We start from the raw sequence: 20,390 nt of genomic DNA, 5'->3' as shown, positions 1-20,390 counted from the left end.
CCTGCTGGCGACTTCGAGACACGTGGACCACGGCTTGGTCACGGGCAGACCGAATGGTGCACCAAGCCGGAATCGCAGCCTCGATTGCCATCTGTTGCGGCTATTGCCTTGCAACGGTGAGCATCTCAGTGCCATGGATGGGGGGGTGCTGGCGGCGTGCTGGCCTGGATCGACTTCGAGTCGGCGAACCTTTCGACCTGCACCCCGCGCCCCCGATCGCTTCACATGGCGCTGAGCGCCCTTGCAGATAGAGCATTCTCACATCAAAATGTTCCCAACAATGGCAAGAATGGTCGAGCTTCCCCTCAGGCAGCGAGGTGGTGCCCGCTTCGTCAGTGTCTTGATCTTGTGCATCACCGACGCCAACACGTTCTTGGACGGGATGGTGAGCACGACACGACGGCCGCCGCCTCGGGGCTTCGCCTGGATGTGGAAGCCGAGGATATGAATCCGTCGTTGATGTGGGTCTTCTCGTCCGAGAGAGTCATCTTCAACCGCCCGGCCAACAGGACCGAGATCTGCGACTTCAGGTCTTCTGCTTCGGATTTCGTGCCGTGCACCAGCACGACGAAATTATCGGCATAGCGAATCAGCCGGTAGTTCGGTCGGCCCGTCCGGCGGCGATACTGCCGCCGCCAAGGCGGACTCATCTGTTCGTCCCGGGTCCGCGCGAAATGCCGATCCAGCACGGACAGATAGACATTGGCCAATAACGGCGAGGTCAGCCCGTTATTGCCGAACGTGGCCTCGCATGGGATGGAATATTCCGCCCCAGCTCGATACGACCGCATCGGCCCTAAAGCGCTGCGGCGCACCGGAATTCGCCGGTGCTGATCAGATATGCCGACGACCTGGTCGCCCTCTGTCACTCCAGGCAGCAGGCTGAGCAGATCAAAGCTCAGCTCGCCGCAGGGCTCGCGCCGAGAGCACTGGCCCTCAACGAGGACAAGACACGCATCACCTGCCTCGACGAGGGCTTCGACTTTCTCGGGTTTACCGTGCGCCGTTATCGCAACACGCTGCTGATCACACCGAGCAAGCTATACGTCGGACTTTGCGGTGCGCCGTCATGGAAACTGGTTCTGAGCCTCGCTTTTACGCTTCTGCGGCGGGGTTGTCCATCGATATCTCTTTCCGTGGTTCTCCTGGCTCGAGCAGGGCAGAAATATCAATATCAGTGTGCAGGTGTTGAATTCGGTTGCACGTACGTTGTCGTTGGATGCTGCGGAGAAGGCGCACTTGTATCGGTTGGCGGATGTGCCGACGGTGCCGACTGCGCACGCGGGAACTGCTCTGCCAGAAGAACTTCAGGTGATTCTGGATCATCTGGAACCTTTGCCGGGTGTGGTGTTGAGTCCGCGTTATGACGTGCTTGCGCACAATAAGTCGTATGAGGCACTGTGCCCGGGTTTCGTAAAGGGGGAGCGGAATGTGGCGCGGCGGGTGTTCCTGACCCCGGAGTGCTGCAACGCCTATCACCATAATTGGGATGATTTGCGGCGCATGGTGGGTTATCTGCGTGGTTCGTATGTGAAGAATCTCGGTGATCCGGGGTGGGAGGAATTCATCTCTGAGTTGTGCCTCGTTCTCGACCCGGTAGGTGGGGACCGGTTCACCGACTCGCTGCGCTGTTTGAAGCCGGAGGGGCGGCTGCTGGTCGTGGGGTTCACCGCTGGCGAGATCCCCACGGTCAAGGTCAACCGGCTGCTCATCCGGGACATCGCTGTGATCGGTGTGGCATGGGGCCGCCCGTGGTGGCATACGGATTGTGGAGCTCGGCGCTGCCCTTGGCCACCATCGAGGTGTCGCCACGCCCGATCCCCTAGACCGCCAGCACTGTGCACGTGCTCGGCGAGGATGGTCGCCGCGCTGTCGAAGGGGGGACCGATCAACACCACTTCGGCGTCGATGACATCGAGGGATCTGATGGTGTCACGCGCCCAGACCGTCGGATCGGTTCGATGCTCGACAATGGGAGCCGCTCGCATTCGGTCCCGATCAACAGTGCCTGCCGCTTGGCCTGCGCACTCTATCGGCCAAGCGTTCGCTCGCCGCAAGCCGGTCCGGGGCATGGGAAGATCACCCGTAGGCAATTCTCTCCAGCAGATCGAGCGCTTCGTCTACCTTATGCAGTTCGCTGGACGGCAAGCTCTCCGACAAGACCTGCGCAAACGAGGAGTTCGGCGATGCAGCCGGCGTCGACCGCTGCCGCCGGGCAGGCCGGGCAGGCCGATCGCGTCGAACAGCGAACCGTCGATCTTGATGCGCTCCGGATCGCCGGGCAGCACCAGCGACAGCACCGTACCCACGAGCACCGCCACCAGCGGGCCCGGGATCAGCCGCACCCGCTCCGGCACCCAACGCCAGGCGACGATGAAGCCGATGACGACCACGCCGACCACGAAGTTGTCACCGTGCAGGTTCAGCAGCTGACCGGGCAGCTCGGTGATGTTCTCGAAAGCCGGGCCGCGCGACGAGCCGCCCAACAGCACGTGCACCTGCTGCAGCGCGATGGTGACACCGATACCGGCGAGCATCGCGTGCACGACGACCGGCGCTATCGCCAGCGCGGCGCGCGCGATCCCGCCGAACAATCGTCCTGCGGTAACCAACCCGCGCATATCAGGCTGACCACACTGTCGCGAACAACGACGAGACCCCCGTGCTCGGCGGTGCCGAGGGTGCCGCGAGCTGGCATGGCTGTTTCCTTGGACCTTTCGGGCTGCCGGTGGATCCCGACGTCAGCTGCAGTAGCGCCAAGGCGTCATCCGGAACATCGGTGGCTTGCAACGGTGTCGACGAATCCAGCCGGGCGATCGACGCACTGAGCACACCAGCACCAGCCGGCGAGTTCCGGCGAGCTCGAAGCCATTCAAGCCCCCGACATCCGGGACCGGGCCCCTACGGAGCGGGGCGCGCCGCGATAGGCTCGACCAGCCTCGATCCACAGTCGAGGACGCTGCACCGGGGCCGAAGTGCTGCCACGACCAGCCTCGGCGAAATCCGGCGACGCGGCGCGGCGGCGCGGTCAGTCCCGACTCCTTCGGATAGACGATTCATGACCGTCCACCTGTTTGAGCACATCAAACCGACTGTCCGACAGTAGTTTTCATATACTGTTGATGAAGCGTGTGTCAAAAGTATGATGCACAACAGAATTCGTGATCGAGATGGATTTCATCGCACCCGCGACTCCACCCTGAAACCCCCGCGCGACAACACATTTCGTATCACCGGTCAGTTCGCGCCGGTAATGAGGTTGCGGGCTGGTGCGATCGGGCACTGTGGCTTCTGGGGACGGCTTCGGGAGTCTCTGCTCACTTCGCGGCTGCGGGGGCTTCAGGATCCTCGGGACCCGTGGTGACCGAGCTCGGCTGGCTGGTCCGCGCTTGTAGGGTTGGTTTGTGTAGGAGTGGCATGAAAGTATTTGTGCCGCAAGGACTATCAGATCACCGGTGGCGGTGTTCGCGCCACGCACCTGTCGAGGGAATGGGAAACGGTTGTTGTTGATCGGCGGATCTATCGTGGGCGTCATCGTCGTACTGGTGTTGCTGGGTATCGCGGCCGCAGCTCTGGATCCACGTGGCCGCGGGGAGCGGCGCGACCGGGTCGATTCCGATGTGCACGAGCATGTTCGGCGGCAGTCTCAGTGGCCGAGAACTGATCATCGGCACCGTCGATGACCCCCTTGTCTGTCCGGCTTCGGTTGCGCTGCTATGAGATTCGGGCGTCTGGAACGATCCCCGCACGTGCTGGCACTCGGCGAGAAATCCGTCTCCAGGGCCCGGCTCGCCATATCCCGTCCACACAGTCCGATATGTGCGCCGTCACCCATAGACCGGAACCAGAGTGTGACAAGTCCAGCCGAGGCCGGAAATCTGCTGGTAGAGCTGTAACTTCCCGTCTGAACGATCAATACCCCTGGGCCATCGAGGTCGTGGCGTAATACCCCGGCATAGTCCGGGTCGACGGAAAGTGGGACGACATGCTGACCGAGTTGGTCGTGGTAGCCATTGTCGCGACGTTGCTGACGAGCGCGGCCATCGCCATGAATTGGGATCCACACAAGAACCGACGCGATCGACATGGGCGCACACCGGATTCGAGTAACCGTTCAACCGGCGGAGTTGCCAGGCCCCGCGATGGCGTCTGGCCCCGAAAGGACAGACGCTGATCCTTTTTGGCCGACCATCACCGTGTGGACTACAGACCTCGAGGCGAAGGACCCCGTCGGCACGGGCTGGCTCTGGACCCAAGATTCCTCGACGAAGTCGACACCGAACCTGCCCGATCAAAGGTTGCGGCGCATCGAAGCGCCCCCAACGGGATGGATGTTTTCGATTCGCCGGTCAGCCGACCGACGGCCCTCCGGATACTGCAGCGGAGACCAGACGTCCTGCAACGGTTTCGGGATGTCTTCCCATTCATCGAACTGAGCCAATAGCCTCGACAATGCCCGGTGATAGCTCGCGGTGGGCGTGAGCCTAGCCATCCGAGCTCGCTTCAGATCGGTTGGCTCAGACGGCTTCCGGCGGTGTACTCAACATACGATATTGCCGAATGCCGGACGAAGACCCAGGTCCTTGTCAACGGCAGCTGAATACTGGATCAGGCACACTTTTCGTGATCAGGTGGAATCGTCAAGGTCAGGTTGATCGAGGTGCTCGGGGGCGGTTTCCGGCCTGCTCGGTTGCCGAAGTTCCGGCTAGAGTGCACGATCTAGCCAGCGAATCTTCCTGGCCCACTGGGGGTTTCTAGAATTTGATACGTGTGTCGCCGATAGACGATCTCCTGCTTGCTCAGCATCTGGCCGATGTTGCCGACCGCATCTCGATGCAGTTCTTCTCGGCTGGAAACGTCGGAACGCAACGCAAAGCCGACGGTAGCCCCGTCACGGCCGCTGATCGTGAGGTTGAGCAAGTCATCCGGGATCGGCTCGCCAGCGCTCGTCCCCAGGATTGCGTCGTCGGGGAGGAGTTCGGCGGGCACGGCAATGCGGCCCGGTGCTGGGTGATCGACCCGATTGATGGCACCGGTAACTTCTCGATCGGGCGGGCGGAGTGGAGCACCCTGATCGCAGTGGAGGCCGATGGCGAGGTCCGCACGGGCGTGATCACCGCGCCCGCGCTGCAGCGTCGCTGGTGGGCATCACGCGCGACTGGTGCGTGGACCAGTACCTGCCTTCCCGGGCGCCTTGGACCTCGCCAAGCGCTGACTGTGACGAGAACCAGGATTCTCGACAAAGCCACCGCAGCGATTTGGCCCGTCGCTGACTGGGTTCCTGCGCAACGTCTGGCCAGAGCCACTGCACTGCTGGCCCGCTGTGGCGACGGCGGCCCGCTGACGAACTGGGCTGGCGCTTGCCAGGGCGCCATGCTCGTTGCCGCTGGACAGGTCGATCTCTGACACCTACACGGATCACTGATGCGCCAGAGCCTGTTTCCGTCACGACTCCGGTGGACGGCAACACGTTTGGTCGGATACCGCCATCGCGTACGATCGGCCTCAGCAGACCGGAGCGGCAAAATCGGTTGCCACCCCGGTCAGGGCCACCCACTGCCGACACGTTCCGCGACGCTGCGGAACTGCCCCTTCTCCAAAGAAGCGAGCTCGACCAGTGCCGGGCGCATATCAGGCACTGTCAGGTCGAACATTCAGCGTGACAACAGCTTTCAACCAGTAGCGCACTACCCGGTATGGCCCGCAACCGACGCTACTGCGTCCGCGAGCCGACACTTGCCACCCGGTGAACTCCACCGATGCCGCGCGACGGTGGCGACTCCGAACTGGAAACAGAATCCTGCTAGCCATGAACGGTCTCGCCACCGCCGCACCCAACTCGAACTAGCCGATAGGCAGGCAGAAGGTGTTCTCGGCCGAGCCAAGGGGGATGGGAATACACAATTCCACCGAGCCACCGACCGGAGTGGCCGTGGCGGCTGCTGCCGAGGCTGTACCGCCGCTCAACGCGATTGCGGGCAGTGCGAACGCGAATATGGCGAGTCGACGGATAATTCTTGAATTCATACAGTCATCCTCAATTGTGCTACGTGACAAGCCCCGAACTCGAGGCGGCCCAATCAGACCACGCCCCGCGGGACCGCTGCCCGCAGTCGGCAAGAATTTGGGTTCTCAGATTATGTGTTTGCGGAGTTTTCGTGGATATGCCCAATAATTCCGCGGTATTCACGAAAACAGCCGTGTTGTGAATACACACGAGAATTCTGTAGATCAATTGTGGTCTTTCGTCGCAGCCGTCGGGTAATCTCGGGGTCGGCTACGAGGGCATGCTGCGCCACTTCAGCTTCCGTGGCATCTACGCTTGTGCTTGCGCTCTGTGGGCCTCTCGGGTCCATCGAAGCCCGGTCACTCCGTCCGAGACGCGTTGTGGCGGCACCGAAAACGCTACCGTTCGGAATAGTGTCGGTCACAAACATTCGCCTGGCCCGTTTTTCGTTGTGCTGCTGCCAGTACTTTGATCTTGGAAACTCCTCACGCCTGAGAGGCTGCTGGACATCGAGGTCTCGGACATCGTTGTCCGGCAGCTGCTTTCGATGCCTGGAGAACATGTTCGACAAACTGGGGCCGGCCCACCGGCCTGGTGAAGGAGAAATATGTCCACCGACACCGATACGACGCCTGAAGATGAAGGCGCTGCTCGCCGGCACCTCCGCCGGACCGAGGCTGGATGCCTGGCTCGCCCATGCCCGGCCCAGCCTGGACGCTTACCGGGCCGAGCACCCGGTGCGGTTGGCCGCGACGGCCGCGGGCTACGACGAGGCCGCTCAGCTGAGCATGGTGAACGTCGCCGTGCAGCTGGAGACCCTGCAGCATCATCCAGTTATGCGCGGGGCCGTCGCGGAGCGCGGCCTGACGGTGTCGGGCCTGTTCTTCGATATCTCCACTGCCTGCGTGCTGGAGGTCACCGCCGATGGCATCAGCCAGATGGCCGACCAGGACGCCACCGCACCGGTCACCGTCTGACCGATTGGATGCGAGTTCACCTGCACGCCAATCGAAGTCGTGCCAGGCCTCGACGTTCTCGCAGCCATGCCGCAGCGGCGGTGTCTGCCCAGCATCCCGGCTATCGGATCATCGCATCGCACTCGACCCGGTACCTGTGACATGTCCGCAGGGACAGGTCGACCATGCAGCCGCAACGACTGCGGGTTGTCTTTCCGGGCTGCAGTCCGAGGAGATCGTTCCGCGACACCGCTTGTCGGCACTGTTCGTAGACGGCGACCTGGAAACTCGTCCAGTACCTGCATTCCGATATTCCGCGCTACAACACTGACGGGCGCCCGCCGGTGCCGGAGCGAACCACGATCGCGGATCCTCAAACGGCTGCTCACCGGAACCGAGGCCCGCCAGCCCTCCGGCTATGCCACCGACGGTCCGGCATAGGCGCGCGAGACGACGGCGATGAGCTGGTCGAGGATACTCAGGGGAGCGATTTGTTCGAGCCCGACTTCCCGTCCGCCGTCGACGACGTCGGTGGCCGAACCAAGTCGACCCAACGCCGATTTCACACTTTCGGTGACCACTGCGTGGACAGTCTCGATCGGGATTCCGTCCTGTGCGCAGCGGGTCGCGGCGTGCTCGAACCAATCGAATGTGAGGGCACCCGAGGCTTCGGCGGCGTCGAATACGACGAGCGCACGTTCGATGCCGGCCTTGAGAACTCGGTCCGCGACGGTATGTCGAGGGCGTCCGTTGTGGGCGGATGTTGCGCCCGCTGTTCGGCGTTCGTCGTGCGGGTCCACTGCCATGGCGCTCCCTCCGCCGCTCTTCAAGCATCGACGGTACGGGCTGATAGCTGCGGCTTCGCGCTGACCGGCTCATTTCAGTGATCGAACGAACCGAGCGCTGTCTCGATTGTGAACCTTCCCTACGATCTCGGCCCGGTGGCGTGTGCTCGGCGAACTCGGCCAACGTATTGCGGATACGCGATGCCAACCGGACGTTTGACCAGTCCAGCGACCGCGTATCCAGGGATGGCGCCTTCAGATCTGTGGTTGATCACAGCGGCGTGATCAACTCCATTCCCCAAATCCCAGAAGCGTAGATAGCCGGACCGATACCGGCGATCGCCGCGTTACCGTTATGTGCTTCGCCACGCTGCGGGGATGGAAGGGAGTCACAATGACCATCGCCAGTTCAGCCCGTCGGGACTTGATCGTTTCGGGCCAGCCCGTCACATCGCCGTTGAAAGACGTCCGGACACTATCGCGGAAAATGGTCGGCCACTTCGTCGAGCACATCGTTCCGTGCCGGACGTTGCCCGGCGAGGCGCTCAATGGCGATATCACCACGATCACCCGGACCTGCCTCGAGCTCGCCGTGAGCATGCTCGACGGTTCCGATGGCCCCGAGCGGACCCAGAAACTACGGACTGCCGCCGAGGGCTGGGCTCGCGAAGGCATACCGATCGACACCATCCACCACGCGGTGCACGAAGGGTTCAAGCTCGGCTTCGACCTGGTCCTCGCCGACGCGACGGCCGCGGACTTCGACAGTATCAAGTCGGCCAGCCGGCGACTGCTCGAAATCCTCGACACAATCACCGCCACCGTCTCCCGCGCCTACGTCAAGGAGTTGCGGGCCGTGGTCAGCGACCACCACACCGCCGCGCACACGCTCACCTCAGCTCTGCTCGGCGGCAACTCCACCTCTACCATGGCGCGCGAGTGCGGCATAGAGATCGCCGAATCCTATTGGGTTCTCGCCGTGGCCATCCCGGCACACCCGGAGGAACACAACCCGCGCCTGGATACCAAAGTCGTTGCACGACGCAAACTTCGGCGTATACAAGCGGAGCTCGCCAAAAAGTACACCGGCAATGCGCTTTCACTACTCAGCGTCGACGGCGGCACGATCCTGCTACCCGCGACACTGGTGCCCAACGAAGACCTCGACGCGTTGATCGATGAATTGTCATGCGCCGCACAGGTTCCCATCACCGCCACGGTCGTCACCGCCCCGACCTCCCGTATTCCGGGCGCCACCGACCAAGCACACGAACTCCTCGACATGGTGCAGCGGCTGCAGTATGCGCGCGGACTATATCGCTTCGATCAACTCGCGATGGAATACCAGCTCACCCGCCCGGGCCCTGGTCTGGAATGGCTTCGCACAATTTTGACCCCACTCGACGAACACCCCGAACTCCTCGAAACACTGCAACGACACTTCAGCCACAACCTCACCCGCCGACGCACCGCCCAGTCGCTGCACGTACACACCAACACCGTCGACTACCGACTCAAGAGAATCGGCCAACTCACCGGCTTCGACCCATCCAAACTCTCCGGTATCTGGCACCTCCGAGCAGCTCTGATCGCCCGCGGATACCCGCAGCACACAACCGACACAACCAGCCGCCCCGCACTCGATCAGCCAACTCGAACGCGACCATAGGGTGTGCGCCACTGAGCCGCCCCGGCGATTCGATCGGGGACTGTCTCGCCAAGGGTGTTTCCGGCGGCTTCTCTCAGTCGCGTTCCGCTGGTAGCTGCGACGGCAGGACATCGCACGAGTATTCAGCCGCCGACCAGTTGGCGCGCGACGAGCGCCGATCATCAACGATCCGCCGAACCCGCAGGTCATGTCTTGGATGGCGGTGACCGTGCTCGACAACTGTTGTCGCACCGCCGTACCTCGAGCGCTGCCGGTCTCGCAGCGAGTCGCATTCGTGCTGCGGAACCGTGGTCGACGGTCAGCTGATGACCGACCACTGACGGCGAAGCCGGGATCGGCTTCGCCGATCGAGGGACGCGGCTGGGCTGGCGTCGATGCCGGACTTGGGAAGTGGTGTCCACTTGCCGGTTGGATCAGTGGTGCAGCGGCGGGATCGTTCCTCATAGACGAGCGGAGCCATCGGTTACGAAGATCCCAGGGCGCAGAAATTTCTCGGTGTCGATGTCGAAACCGCGGCTTGCCGTTCGACGTAGGGGTGAGTCAGGGTGGAGACGGTCCGCGAACGGTGGGTCGGCCCCGGCGACGGCTAAGGAGCAATCACATGCGAGTCATGATTCTGGGGAAGGCGACCGAGGACACCGAGCGCGGGGTCCCGCCCACCACCGAGGAGTTCGCCGATATGGAGGCCTTCAATGAAGAGCTTGCCAAGGCCGGCGTGGTGCTGGCCGGTGACGGCCTGAAGCCGAGCTCGGCCGGCAAGCGGGTGGCCTTCGACGAGAAGGGCGGCTCGTCGGTGCTCGACGGGCCGTTCGCCGAAACCAAGGAGCTGATCGCCGGCTACCAGATCTGGGAGGTGTCCTCGCTCGAGGAGGCGCTCGAGTGGGTCCGCCGCGCCCCGATCCGCAATGGTGTCGTCGAGGTACGGCCGTTATACACCGCGGAGGACTTCGGCGAGGCGTTGACGCCCGAGCTGCGCGAGGCGTGAGAAGACCGGGCTTGTAGGGCCGAGGGCATCGGGTGACGAGTGCGACCCGGCGGACCGTGGAGGCGGTCTGGCGGATCGAGTCGGCGCGGTTGACCGCCTCCCTGGCGCGAATCGTGAACGACCTGGGCTTGGCCGAGGACTTGGCCCAGGATGCGCTGATCGCGGCGCTGGAGCAGTGGCCCGAGTCGGGCGTTCCGGACAAGCCGGGCGCCTGGCTGCTGGCTGTCGCCCGCCGTCGCGCGGTCGACACAGTCCGCCGCCAGGTGAACCTGGAGCGCAAGCTCGCACTGCTCGCCCGCGAGACGCCTGAGGGCGAGGATCCGATGGACGCGATCGAATTCGACAGGCACGTCGGCGATGATGTCCTGCGGTTGATGTTCACCGCGTGCCACCCGGTGCTCGGCCGCGACGCACGGGTGGCGCTCACGCTCAAGACGGTGGCGGGACTGTCCACCGACGAGATAGCCCACGCCTTCCTGATCCCGCCCACCACGCTCGGTCAGCGGATTTCGCGAGCGAAGAAGACGTTGTCGAACGCGGGGGTCCGGTTCGAGGTTCCGGTCGGCGACGAGCTGACCGCACGGCTGGCCTCGGTGCTCGAGGTCGTCTACCTCGTCTTCAACGAGGGATACGCCGCCACCAGCGGCGATTCCTGGATGCGTGCAGAGCTGTGTGCGGAGGCCATGCGGTTCGTCGGATGCTCGCGGCGCTCGCACCCGACGAACCGGAGCCGCACGCACTGGTGGCGCTGATGGAGTTCCAGGCGTCGCGGCTGCGGGCCCGAACCGACGCCGGCGGCCGGCCGGTGCCGCTGGACCGTCAGGACCGGACCCGCTGGGACCGGTTGCTCATCACACATGCCGAGGGTGCGCTGCGGCGGGCCGAACACCTCGGCGGACGCGGGTCCTACGTGTTGCAGGCCTCGATCGCCGCCTGTCACGCCCGCGCGATGAGCGCACCTGTTACCGACTGGCACCGCATCGCCGAGCTCTATCACGAACTCAGCGCACTGACCGGCTCGCCGGTGGTCGAGCTGAACCGGGCCGTCGCGGTGTCGATGGCCGACGGACCCACAGCCGCGCTGGCCATCGTCGATGAGCTGTCCGCCCTCACCGCGCTGCGCGGCTACCACCTGCTGCCTGCCGTCCGGGGTGATCTGCTGCTCAAGCTCGAGCGTCGTGACGAGGCACGCTCGGAGTTCGAACGGGCCGCGGCGATGACCAGTAACGAGGCCGAGCGGACGCTGCTGCTCGACCGGGCCGCGTCCTGCTGAATCGGCCGTGACGACGGATGGAATCGCTGAAAGGCCTGGGAAGTCAGCTGCAGGAGATGAATTGCTGGACGAAGATGCCGGCGGGGTCGGTGGTGTCGAAGCCGGGGCGGGCGGCGCCGGCGCGGACACCTGCACCGAGCTTGGTGACGTTGCGGTCGAGGATGTTGGCCTTGTGGGTGGGGCTGTTCATCCACCAGGTGACGGCTGCTCGGGCGGTGGTGAAGGTGTTCGAGCCCCAGCCTGCGTAGGTGTTCTCCGACCAGCGGTTCACGTCGTGGCCATCGCCCTGGTAGTAGGTGCAGGGGTTGTAGGACTTCACGCGGCGCTGGATCTGGGTGTCCACCGGGACACCGGCGAGGTCGGGATCGTCGTGAGAGTTCGCTCCGTCGGTCCACCATTGGCGCCCCTCGGCGTGGCGGGCGAAATCAGCTGCGCTGCTGCGCAAGTCGTCGCTCCATTTCAGCTCGGGGACACCGGCATTGGCGCGTTCGATGTTGGTGAGGCAGAAGACGGCGTGCTCGATCTTGTCGAACTGGTCGTTCAGGGCGAACATGGCGCCGAGGCCGTTGTTGGGGTACTTGTTCGCGAAGTACTGGTAGCCGTGCACCGGGTCGTCGGCGTTATCGCAGGTGGGGGCCGCGGCGGCGGGCGCGGTGGTGCGGGGGAGACCGGTGACGGCGGGTGGTGGTGATGGCCAGCGCCAGTATGGCACCGCCGATGATCTTGCGGCTCATGGTCTTTCAACTCCGTACGTTCGAGGAACCATTGCGCTCCTCGACTGGGAGTTTCCGGGACGGGGAAAACAACAATCGCTTGCCTACTAGCAACCCGGCTCGGCGTCCCGTTCGCCGACGCGAACGACTTCCACACACCTGGCAACGTCGCCAAGATGTCCTCGGGTCTCCCACTGGATGACTCCGATCGCGAGCCCTGGCTCGCCGCCGTCGGTCGCTGGCTGCACGATCGCGACACAGCAGGCACCGGTGGCGTGGTCGCGTGCTCGGCGCTCAAACGACGCTACCGCGAGATACTGCGGGCCTCCGCATCAACGGTGTTCTTTCTGCTCTTGACCGCCGACCGTGAGCAACTGATCGAGCGTATGGCCCATCGCCACGGCCATTACATGCCCCTGTCCCTACTCGATTCCCAATTAGCCGCGCTCGAACCACTTGAATCCGCCGAGCGGGGCGCTGTCCTCTCTGCCGACCAAGCGCCCGAGAAGGTCGCCCAAGCAGCAGCCACGCTTCTTCAGAAGCACGCCAGCACACCGGACGCCGAATAGCTCGACAGCACATACCGCTACTTCGCCGGCGCACGGTGACCGCAGGTCTTGGGATGACGCGACGGCGCACCCGCACCAGCGACCACCGTCGCGGTTCCAACCGTGAATCCAGATGCGCCAGCAGACCCCTCGCAGGCATCCGCCGCGGTGTCCCGCGCATCAACCGGCCCACGACCGGAAACCCCCTGGTTGCGCCGGCGCGGGATCAAAGCGACCACGTGCTGAAGCGGTCCGCCATTCCTGGTCGTCCATGATGCTTCCGGCCGAGGACTCCGCCACTGGGAGTTCGTGTCGCGTTACGCCGGCTACGCGGCTGTCTCGAGAAGCGGATTCGCTGGGCTGAATCGCTGTGCGGCGCATGTCAGCTGGCCAGTGGCTGCCGTGCCGGTGGATCGGCAGCGGGCAGCAGTTCGTGGGTTCGCGTGGTACGCGCGACTATCCGGCCCGATTTGATGACGTAGCAGCGGTCCGGGCGGTCGAGTAGGGCATCGGCGACGCGATGGGTGGACAGGACGACGAGATCCGCGGCGGCGCCGGGGCGGATGCCGTAGCGATCAGCGATCCCGATGACGGCGGCGGCCTGGGTGGTGGCCATGGTCAGGATCCGGGTCAGCTCGGCGGGAGTGGAAAGGTGGCTGGTCTGGGCCAGGAACAGGCCGATGTCGAGGAGGTCGGCGTTGCCGTAGGGGGTGAACGCATTGCGAATGTTGTTGGAGGAGTACGCGGTGGTGATGCCCGCGTCCCAGAGCTCACGGACCGGTGCGATGCCACGGCGGATATTTGTGGTATCAGCGCGGCCGCCGAGATGTATGTCGGTGGCGGGCAGCGGGACGACCGCGATGCCTGCTGCGGCCAGACGGTTCAGGGTTTCGCGTCGCTGCCTCGGTGGCTGACCAGCCAGGGAAGTCATGTGGCCCAACGCAACTCGGCCTCGCATGCCGGTGCGCTCGGTGACCTCGGCGATGTAGTCGGCGAGCGCGAAGCGGGGATCGGTCGCGTCGTCGGCGAAATCGGCGTGGATATCGATCGGGACGTCGAATTCGGCGGCCAGTTCGAAGATGAGATCGATATGGCGACGGCAGTCGGCGACGGTCGCTTCGTTGTAGGCGCAGCCGCCGATGACATCTGCGCCGCGACGCAGGCTTTCGCGCAGCAGGTCGATGGTGCCGGGGGCACGCAGGATGCCTTCCTGCGGAAAGGCGACGATCTGCAGATCGATTCTGCCGCGATACTCCTCACGCAGGTCGAGTAGTGCCTCGACACCGAGCAGTCCGATGATCGGGTCGACGTCGGGATGGGCGCGAATCGTGGTGGTGCCGTTGGTGATCGCCAGGTCGAGAACGCGCCGCGCCCGGTCGCGGATCGACGCGCGGGTGAAGGTGCGCTTGAGTTCGCCGGTGACCGCGATCGCCCCGGCCAGGGTGCCATCGAGGTTCGGTCGTTCGCGATCGAGCAGTGCCTTGTCCAGGTGCAGGTGTGATTCGATAAGTCCCGGGATGACGACGCGTCCGGCGCAGTCGATTTCGTGGTCGGCACGCCCGGGCGGTAGGTGGTCGAGCTGCATGATGACGCCTTGGTCGATGACAATGTCGACCAGGGCCGCGTCGTCGGCGATGCGGGCGTCGCGCAGCAGCAGATCCACCATGGGCAACCTCCGGGAGAAGAACGGGACAAAGGTTGTATACGACCCTCGTGTTTCGTTCCGCCGCGAGAAATGCGACGTCTGGGTTACGGATCCTGTTGCGCCGCTGGATCGGCGGCGCGGTCGCGGCGCCGATATGCCGAGGTGGCGTGGGCGATATGTGCGGCGACCACCTGGGTGGCGCGCTCCGGATCGCCCGCGTCGAGTGCGGCGCAGATCTCCTCGTGCTCGTGCCAGGAATCCTCGGCGCGCCTGGGCAATTCGACCGCGTATACCCAGGCGATCTTCCAGCTGAGCTGGGTGATCAGCTGGCTGAGCAGGGTGCTGCCCGACGCCTCGGCGAGTACCTCGTGGAAGCGGCTGTTGAGTCGCGTGAGCTCGTCGAACCGTCCGTCGCGCACGGCGTCCTGGCCGAGTGCGGTGAGTTCCTTGAGCCTGCCGAGTTGCTCCGCGGTGCGGCGTACGGCGGCGCGGCCCGCGCACAGCGGTTCGAGCAGGGCGCGGATTTCGAGCAGATCGGCGGCGTCGGCCTCGGTCAGTTCGGCGACGAAAGTCCCGGCGTATGGGCGCGACCAGGCGAAACCCTCGGCCTCCAGGGTGCGTAGCGCCTCGCGCACCGGAACTCGGGATACGCCGTAGCGCTCGGCGAGGGTGTCCTCGGTGAGGCGTTGGCCGGGCGCGAAGACGCCGCGGATGATGTCGTCGCGGATGGCTCGGCACACTTGTTGCGGAGTCATTCGCCGGGTGGTGCTGCTCACATGGCTCCCACAGCGCGCTGGGTGGTGTTGTTCGAGCGACCTGCAAGCAGTCGCCAGCCGATCTTTTCGAGCGACCTGCAAGCAGTCGCTAGCGGTGGCGGACGACCGAGAGCAGTGGTTGTATACGATCCACTCCTCAACCGTCGGATCGGATGCCATGAATTTACTACAGTCGCGTGCCGGTGCCCGCTCCACAGACATATACCTTCCCGCAGATCCCGACCGGATCTCCTGGGGACTGCTGCCGAATTCCCTCGCCAAGCCGGTGATCACAGTGGACTCCGGTACGGCTGTGTGTTTGGACACCATCAGCCACGAAGGCATACTCGAGGACCAGGGCCGGGATCCGGCGGCCTTCTTCGCGGCGAGTGGGATCACGGAGATCCTGGCTGACACCGCCGAGGTGGCGCGCTCGGTCGTACACGACCCGAGCGTGCACGGGCCGCATGTGGTGACCGGCCCGATCGCGGTGCGCGGTGCGCGCCCCGGCGATGTGCTCGAGGTCGAGGTGCTCGAACTGCTGCGGCGCGCGCCCTACGGCGTCATCAGTAATCGGCATGGCAAAGGTGCACTGCCGGGCGAATTTCCGCAGCGGGGGGACCACGATCCGGATGGTCCGGTGCCGCCGGTGTGCACGATCGCCACCGTCGATGCGGCCGAGCGCGGGGTGATAGATATCGGTGACGGTCGTGCGCTGCGCTTTCCGCTCGACCCCTTCCTCGGCATCATGGGCGTGGCCGCGGCCACCAAACAGGCTGTGCATTCGGTGCCGCCTGGCCCGCACGGCGGGAATATCGATGTGCGGATGCTGGGAGTCGGTGCGCGGCTTTACCTTCCGGTTCAGGTGCCGGGCGCGATGTTCTACGCGGGTGACCCGCATTTCGCGATGGGAGACGGTGAAGTCGCGCTCACCGCCTTCGAGGCCCCGCTGCGCGCCACCGTGCGACTGACACTGCACGCCGATCCTGGGGCGCGGAAAATGGCTGCCGCCCTGGCTCTTCCGTATGCGGAGACCGCGACCGACCACTTGCTGCTCGGCCTGGACACCGATCTGGACGAGGCGGTGAAACAGGCCACCCGCAATGCCATCACGTTCCTCGGTGCGCGCTATCGGATACCCCCGGCCGTCGCGCTCGCGTACCTCAGTGCCGCAGCGGATTTCCGAATCTCCCAGGTAGTGGATGTGGTGAAGGGCGTGCACTGCTGTATCAGCAAGAGCCATTTGGAGGGGCTGTGAGCGAGTGCATCCGGTTCTCCGCGTCCGAGCGCGGCGCGGTGGCGTCGTGAACGGATTCGTGCCCTGGTTGCCGGTGGACTCGGCACCGGCCGGACAGCGTCTGGCGGTCAAAGATGTCATCGATGTGGCAGGGATGCCGACAGGTGCGGGCCACCCGAAATGGCTGACCACACGTGAGCTGCCCGCTCGTGATCCGGTCGCAGTCGCACGGTTGCGCAGCGCGTTCACGGTGATCGGCAAGACACACGCCGACGAACTCGCCCACAGCCGGACGGGCTGGGCCACAGCCGACCGCCGTCGTGCGGCTCACGTGTCTCGCGCCAGTCTGCGGTGCTCCCGCCTCGAGCGTGCCGGTCGCCGCGATCGACGGGCTACCGCTGGGACTCTCCCCGCTGGCGGCTCCAGGTCGGGACGAATCTCTGCTGGCCACTGCCGAATTGCTGGGCTGATCGCCGGAGTCTCGTGCCGCGCCGCCTATTTCGGCCGCGGCCGTCTTCGTGGACCCGTTGGAAGGACTTCATGGATGGATCTCCCACATCTGGCCCTACTGCTCATCGCGGGTTTCGGCGCGGGGTATGCAACGCCGTTGCCGGAGGCGCTCTCATTTCCCGCACTGCTCGCCACGGGACTGCCGCCGGTCGCCGCCACGGTGACCAATTCGGTGTCGGGCTGGCCCGGCTATTTCGGTGGTGCGGCGGCCCTGCGGCGGCGACGGCTGCACCCCAACGCTTTCCGCGCCGTGGTCATCATCTTCGGCGTGGGTGCGGGGGCAACGATGCTGCTCAGCTGACTACTCACCCTGAATACCGAGAGGACTCTCAATGAACAACCTGCTGCTGCGAGGCGGACGCCCCTGGATTCCTGGGCTGTCGATCGACACCGCGGATATCCTCATCGTCGATGGACGGATCGCGAAGATCGCGCCCGCTCTGGAAGCGCCGGACGTCGAGATCATCGATCTGGCCGGCGCGCTGGTACTTCCGGGCCTGGTCGATACGCACTGCCATCTGGACAAGACGCTGTTCGGCGGCGCATGGGTACCCAACACCGGTGGCCGGACCCTGCCCGGGCGCATCGCGAATGGTGAGGGCCGGCGGGCCGAACTCGGCCTGCCCAGCGCGGACTACGCCGCAAATCTGTTGGACGCCATGATCAGCGGGGGCACCACGCAGGTGCGCAGCCACATCGATATCGATCCGGAGGTCGGTTTGGGCGGTGTGGAAGCGGTGCGGGAAGCCGCCGCGCGGCACGCGGATCGGGTGGATGTCGAGTTGGTCGCGTTCCCCCAAGGCGGGCTGCTGACCCGGCCGGGGACCGCCGAGTTGATGGCGTCGGCGCTCGCGGACGGTGTCGAGGTCGTCGGTGGTCTCGATCCGGCGGGCTATGACCGGGATCCGGTGGGGCAGCTCGATGTGATCTTCGGCCTCGCGGAACGCCACGGCGCGAAGATAGACATCCACCTGCACGACGGCGGCGCCCTCGGCGCTTGGGAATTCGACCTCATCATCGAGCGCACCCGCGCTACCGGCCTGGCGGGGCGGGTCACGATCAGCCACGCGTACGCGATGGGGGCCCTCGCACCCGATGAGCAGCGGCGAGTCGCCGAAAACCTCGCCGAGGCAGGTGTTTCCATGGTGACGTGCGCGGTCGGCGAGGCGCCGGTCGTGCCGGTGCGGGTCATGCACGACGCGGGCGCCACCCTCGCGCTGGGAAATGACGGTGTGCGGGATCTGTGGACCCCGTATGGCGACGGCGACATGCTGCGTCGGATCAACAGCGTCGCGTATCGGGACCGGCTGGTCGCTGATACCGAGATCGAGTTGGCCTTGCTCGCCGGAACCTACGGTGGCGCAATGGTTCTCGGACTCGATGACTACGGGCTCATGGCCGGAGCACCGGCCGATCTGCTCGTCGTCGACGCACCGACACCGGCGGCCGCGGTGGTCGCGCTGCCGCCTCGCAAACTGGTGCTCAAACGTGGCCGGATCGTCGTCCACGACGGTGTGGTCGTTACCGAGAAGTAGATTGTATACGAAACAGGCGCGTAATCGCGCCGACCGCGTTCGGCAATCACCTGCCGATAGAACTAGTTCATGAGCACAACCGCTTCTCCAGCGTCGACGACGCAGGGTGCATCTGCGTATACGACCGCTGCCGACCGCAGTCCCGCGGATGCCGCACCGGCCCTTGCGTTTCGCGGCGTATCCCTGACCTTCGAGAACGGCACCCAGGCGCTCGCCGACATCGACATCGCTATTCGCGGTGGTGAATTCGTGTCACTGGTCGGCCCGTCCGGCTGCGGTAAGTCCACACTGCTGCGGCTGGCCGCCGGTTTCGAGCGGGCCACCGCGGGCACTGTCGACGTCGCGACGGCCCAGCTCGGCTATGTATTCCAGGAGTCGACCCTGCTGCCGTGGCGCAGTGTACTGCGCAATGTCGAACTGCCCGCCGAACTCGCGGGCGTGGACAAGGCGACCCGGCGGGCTGCCGCCCGCGACGCCATCGAGCGGGTCGGTCTCGCCGGGTTCGAGAAGCACAAGCCCGCACAGCTTTCCGGCGGTATGCGGATGCGCGCCTCCATCGCGCGCGCCCTCACCGTGCGGCCCGAACTGTTCCTGTTCGACGAACCCTTCGGCGCGCTGGACGAGATCACCCGCCAGCGGCTCAACGAGGAGGTCGGGACGCTGTTCCGCCGTGATGGTTTCGCCGGCGTGTTCGTCACCCATTCGGTAGCCGAGGCGGTCTTCATGTCCACCCGGATCGTCGTGCTGACCGGGCAGCCGGGCCGGGTGTGCGCCGATATTCCGGTACCACTGGGCTTTCCACGCGCACCGGAGCTGCGGTATACGGCCGAGTTCGCCGATATCGCCGCCGATGTGTCCGCCGCGCTGCGCGGCTCCGGACAGGCGGTTGCCGCATGACCGCCGCCACTGCGGGTCCGGTCGCAGAGGCGACCGCGAGTCAGATCGAATCGGCCACTCGGAAACGGTACTGGCACATGCCGATCGCACCGATTCGCATCATCGCACCGGTCGTCGTTTTCGTCATGGTCATCGCGCTGTGGTCGATCGCGAGTCACTTTCTGCTGGCCGAAGAGTCGCGATTCCTGCTGCCCGCACCCGAGGCCGTCGTCTCGCACGGTCTGCTGGATTCGGTGGCGCGCACCGAGATTCTGACCGCGCTGTGGTCGACGGTGCAGGTGGCGCTGGTCGGGCTCGGCATCGCCATCGTGCTCGGAGTGGGGTTCGCGGTGCTCATGAGTCAGGCGCGGTGGGCCGAGTATTCGCTGTATCCGTATGCGGTGATCCTGCAGACCATTCCGATCCTCGCGGTGGTGCCGCTGTTCGGTTTCTGGTTCGGCTACGAGTTCGGCAGTCGCGTGATCGTATGCGTGATGGTGGCGTTGTTCCCGATCATCACCAACACGCTGTTCGGCCTCAAATCGGTGGCCGTGGCCGAACACGATCTGTTCACCCTGCACGGCGCCAATCGCTGGCAGCGCCTGCTGAAACTGCAACTGCCCGCAGCGCTTCCGGCCATGATCTCCGGGTTCAAGATCTCCGGTGGGATGGCGGTGATCGGCTCGATCGTCGCCGACTTCTTCTTTCGTCAGGGCCAGCCGGGCATCGGCCGCATGATCGATGTCTACCGCCAGCGCCTGGCCACCGAGGAGTTGCTCACGGCGCTACTGCTGTCCTCGCTGGTGGGTCTGATCCTCTTCTGGTGCTTCGACTTCCTCGCCGGGCGCGTCGACCGCGCACATGGTGTCCGTCGCGGTAGGTAACCCCGACTCGCA

Annotated in this window: 16 protein-coding genes and 4 pseudogenes; 13 read left to right on the top strand and 7 right to left on the bottom strand. The window is 64.9% G+C overall.

The features are described 5' to 3' along the window. Positions 1–353 precede the first annotated feature (353 nt). Positions 354–869, bottom strand: coding sequence for a hypothetical protein (locus OIE68_RS13170; RefSeq protein ID WP_327102069.1), 516 nt, complete (start codon positions 867–869; stop codon positions 354–356). Here OIE68_RS13170 and OIE68_RS13165 point away from each other — a divergent pair. Then, positions 828–941 (top strand): annotated as a pseudogene (locus OIE68_RS13165) (hypothetical protein); the annotation flags it as partial. The gene OIE68_RS13170 and the pseudogene OIE68_RS13165 sit on opposite strands and share 42 nt — an antisense overlap. 196 nt (positions 942–1,137) lie before the next feature. Beyond that, a pseudogene (locus tag OIE68_RS13160) lies at positions 1,138–1,755 on the top strand (zinc-binding dehydrogenase); the annotation flags it as partial. A gap of 449 nt (positions 1,756–2,204) precedes the next feature. Here the strand turns inward: OIE68_RS13160 and OIE68_RS13155 are convergent. Beyond that, positions 2,205–2,591 (bottom strand): annotated as a pseudogene (locus tag OIE68_RS13155) (SulP family inorganic anion transporter); the annotation flags it as partial. A gap of 2,179 nt (positions 2,592–4,770) precedes the next feature. On the opposite strand from OIE68_RS13155, the gene OIE68_RS13150 reads away from it, so the two are divergent. After that, positions 4,771–5,406, top strand: a complete 636-nt coding sequence (locus OIE68_RS13150; RefSeq protein ID WP_327099660.1) for an inositol monophosphatase family protein — start codon at positions 4,771–4,773, stop codon at positions 5,404–5,406. Positions 5,407–5,844: 438 nt separating this feature from the next. On the opposite strand, the gene OIE68_RS13145 is transcribed toward OIE68_RS13150, so the two are convergent. After that, complete coding sequence (locus OIE68_RS13145; protein WP_327099659.1) at positions 5,845–6,027, bottom strand: hypothetical protein; 183 nt, start codon at positions 6,025–6,027, stop codon at positions 5,845–5,847. 618 nt (positions 6,028–6,645) lie between these two features. Here OIE68_RS13145 and OIE68_RS13140 point away from each other — a divergent pair. Beyond that, positions 6,646–6,984, top strand: coding sequence for a carbonic anhydrase (locus tag OIE68_RS13140; protein ID WP_327099658.1), 339 nt, complete (start codon positions 6,646–6,648; stop codon positions 6,982–6,984). 395 nt (positions 6,985–7,379) lie between these two features. Here OIE68_RS13140 and OIE68_RS13135 read toward each other — a convergent pair whose 3' ends face one another. Continuing rightward, the gene (locus OIE68_RS13135; protein ID WP_327099657.1) at positions 7,380–7,769 is read right to left on the bottom strand and encodes a hypothetical protein; all 390 of its coding nucleotides are present in this window, start codon (positions 7,767–7,769) and stop codon (positions 7,380–7,382) included. Positions 7,770–8,142: 373 nt separating this feature from the next. Here OIE68_RS13135 and OIE68_RS13130 point away from each other — a divergent pair, with 373 nt between their 5' ends. From OIE68_RS13130 to OIE68_RS13120, 3 genes and pseudogenes are all read left to right on the top strand, one after another. Next, positions 8,143–9,417 (top strand): PucR family transcriptional regulator, encoded by a 1,275-nt coding sequence (locus OIE68_RS13130; protein ID WP_327099656.1) that lies wholly within the window; start codon positions 8,143–8,145, stop codon positions 9,415–9,417. A gap of 601 nt (positions 9,418–10,018) precedes the next feature. Further along, positions 10,019–10,402, top strand: coding sequence for a YciI family protein (locus OIE68_RS13125; protein WP_327099655.1), 384 nt, complete (start codon positions 10,019–10,021; stop codon positions 10,400–10,402). Positions 10,403–10,515: 113 nt separating this feature from the next. After that, positions 10,516–11,675, top strand: a pseudogene (locus tag OIE68_RS13120) (RNA polymerase sigma factor). Positions 11,676–11,718: 43 nt separating this feature from the next. On the opposite strand, the gene OIE68_RS13115 reads toward OIE68_RS13120, so the two are convergent. Continuing rightward, on the bottom strand, positions 11,719–12,387 hold the full coding sequence (locus tag OIE68_RS13115; RefSeq protein ID WP_327099654.1) for a CAP domain-containing protein: 669 nt from the start codon (positions 12,385–12,387) through the stop codon (positions 11,719–11,721). 66 nt (positions 12,388–12,453) lie between these two features. Here OIE68_RS13115 and OIE68_RS13110 point away from each other — a divergent pair, with 66 nt between their 5' ends. Continuing rightward, positions 12,454–12,957 carry a gluconokinase gene (locus OIE68_RS13110; RefSeq protein WP_327101657.1) on the top strand — a complete coding sequence of 168 codons (504 nt, stop codon included), beginning with the start codon at positions 12,454–12,456 and terminating at the stop codon, positions 12,955–12,957. A gap of 361 nt (positions 12,958–13,318) precedes the next feature. Here the strand turns inward: OIE68_RS13110 and OIE68_RS13105 are convergent, their stop codons facing one another. Next, complete coding sequence (locus OIE68_RS13105; protein ID WP_327099653.1) at positions 13,319–14,602, bottom strand: amidohydrolase family protein; 1,284 nt, start codon at positions 14,600–14,602, stop codon at positions 13,319–13,321. Positions 14,603–14,685: 83 nt separating this feature from the next. After that, positions 14,686–15,336 (bottom strand): GntR family transcriptional regulator, encoded by a 651-nt coding sequence (locus OIE68_RS13100; protein WP_327099652.1) that lies wholly within the window; start codon positions 15,334–15,336, stop codon positions 14,686–14,688. A gap of 178 nt (positions 15,337–15,514) precedes the next feature. On the opposite strand from OIE68_RS13100, the gene OIE68_RS13095 reads away from it, so the two are divergent. From OIE68_RS13095 to OIE68_RS13075, 5 genes are all read left to right on the top strand, one after another. Beyond that, positions 15,515–16,594, top strand: a complete 1,080-nt coding sequence (locus OIE68_RS13095; protein WP_327099651.1) for an acetamidase/formamidase family protein — start codon at positions 15,515–15,517, stop codon at positions 16,592–16,594. Positions 16,595–17,117: 523 nt separating this feature from the next. Continuing rightward, positions 17,118–17,384: a hypothetical protein gene (locus tag OIE68_RS13090; RefSeq protein WP_327099650.1), complete on the top strand. Its 267-nt coding sequence runs from the start codon at positions 17,118–17,120 to the stop codon at positions 17,382–17,384. Between the two features lie 31 nt (positions 17,385–17,415). Beyond that, a complete protein-coding gene (locus OIE68_RS13085) occupies positions 17,416–18,618 on the top strand; it encodes an amidohydrolase (RefSeq protein WP_327099649.1) in 1,203 nt (400 codons plus the stop codon). Between the two features lie 69 nt (positions 18,619–18,687). After that, positions 18,688–19,515 carry an ABC transporter ATP-binding protein gene (locus OIE68_RS13080; RefSeq protein WP_327099648.1) on the top strand — a complete coding sequence of 276 codons (828 nt, stop codon included), beginning with the start codon at positions 18,688–18,690 and terminating at the stop codon, positions 19,513–19,515. Continuing rightward, positions 19,512–20,378 carry an ABC transporter permease gene (locus OIE68_RS13075; RefSeq protein ID WP_327099647.1) on the top strand — a complete coding sequence of 289 codons (867 nt, stop codon included), beginning with the start codon at positions 19,512–19,514 and terminating at the stop codon, positions 20,376–20,378. Before OIE68_RS13080 ends, OIE68_RS13075 begins: the two co-directional genes overlap by 4 nt. The last annotated feature ends 12 nt before the right edge of the window (positions 20,379–20,390 follow it).

The organism is Nocardia vinacea (assembly GCF_035920345.1).
In the GTDB taxonomy this organism is placed as follows: domain Bacteria; phylum Actinomycetota; class Actinomycetes; order Mycobacteriales; family Mycobacteriaceae; genus Nocardia; species Nocardia vinacea_A.
This window is presented reverse-complemented; position numbering and strand designations above follow the sequence as displayed.

Bases quoted from the DNA above. Each gene is read 5' to 3' on its own strand.
- OIE68_RS13085 (WP_327099649.1), top strand. From the start codon at position 17,416: ATGAACAACCTGCTGCTGCGAGGCGGACGCCCCTGGATTCCTGGGCTG.
- OIE68_RS13130 (WP_327099656.1), top strand. From the start codon at position 8,143: ATGACCATCGCCAGTTCAGCCCGTCGGGACTTGATCGTTTCGGGCCAG.
- OIE68_RS13095 (WP_327099651.1), top strand. From the start codon at position 15,515: ATGAATTTACTACAGTCGCGTGCCGGTGCCCGCTCCACAGACATATAC.
- OIE68_RS13100 (WP_327099652.1), bottom strand. From the start codon at position 15,336: ATGACTCCGCAACAAGTGTGCCGAGCCATCCGCGACGACATCATCCGC.
- OIE68_RS13135 (WP_327099657.1), bottom strand. From the start codon at position 7,769: ATGGCAGTGGACCCGCACGACGAACGCCGAACAGCGGGCGCAACATCC.
- OIE68_RS13080 (WP_327099648.1), top strand. From the start codon at position 18,688: ATGAGCACAACCGCTTCTCCAGCGTCGACGACGCAGGGTGCATCTGCG.
- OIE68_RS13140 (WP_327099658.1), top strand. From the start codon at position 6,646: ATGAAGGCGCTGCTCGCCGGCACCTCCGCCGGACCGAGGCTGGATGCC.
- OIE68_RS13125 (WP_327099655.1), top strand. From the start codon at position 10,019: ATGCGAGTCATGATTCTGGGGAAGGCGACCGAGGACACCGAGCGCGGG.
- OIE68_RS13145 (WP_327099659.1), bottom strand. From the start codon at position 6,027: ATGAATTCAAGAATTATCCGTCGACTCGCCATATTCGCGTTCGCACTG.
- OIE68_RS13075 (WP_327099647.1), top strand. From the start codon at position 19,512: ATGACCGCCGCCACTGCGGGTCCGGTCGCAGAGGCGACCGCGAGTCAG.
- OIE68_RS13105 (WP_327099653.1), bottom strand. From the start codon at position 14,602: ATGGTGGATCTGCTGCTGCGCGACGCCCGCATCGCCGACGACGCGGCC.
- OIE68_RS13090 (WP_327099650.1), top strand. From the start codon at position 17,118: ATGGATCTCCCACATCTGGCCCTACTGCTCATCGCGGGTTTCGGCGCG.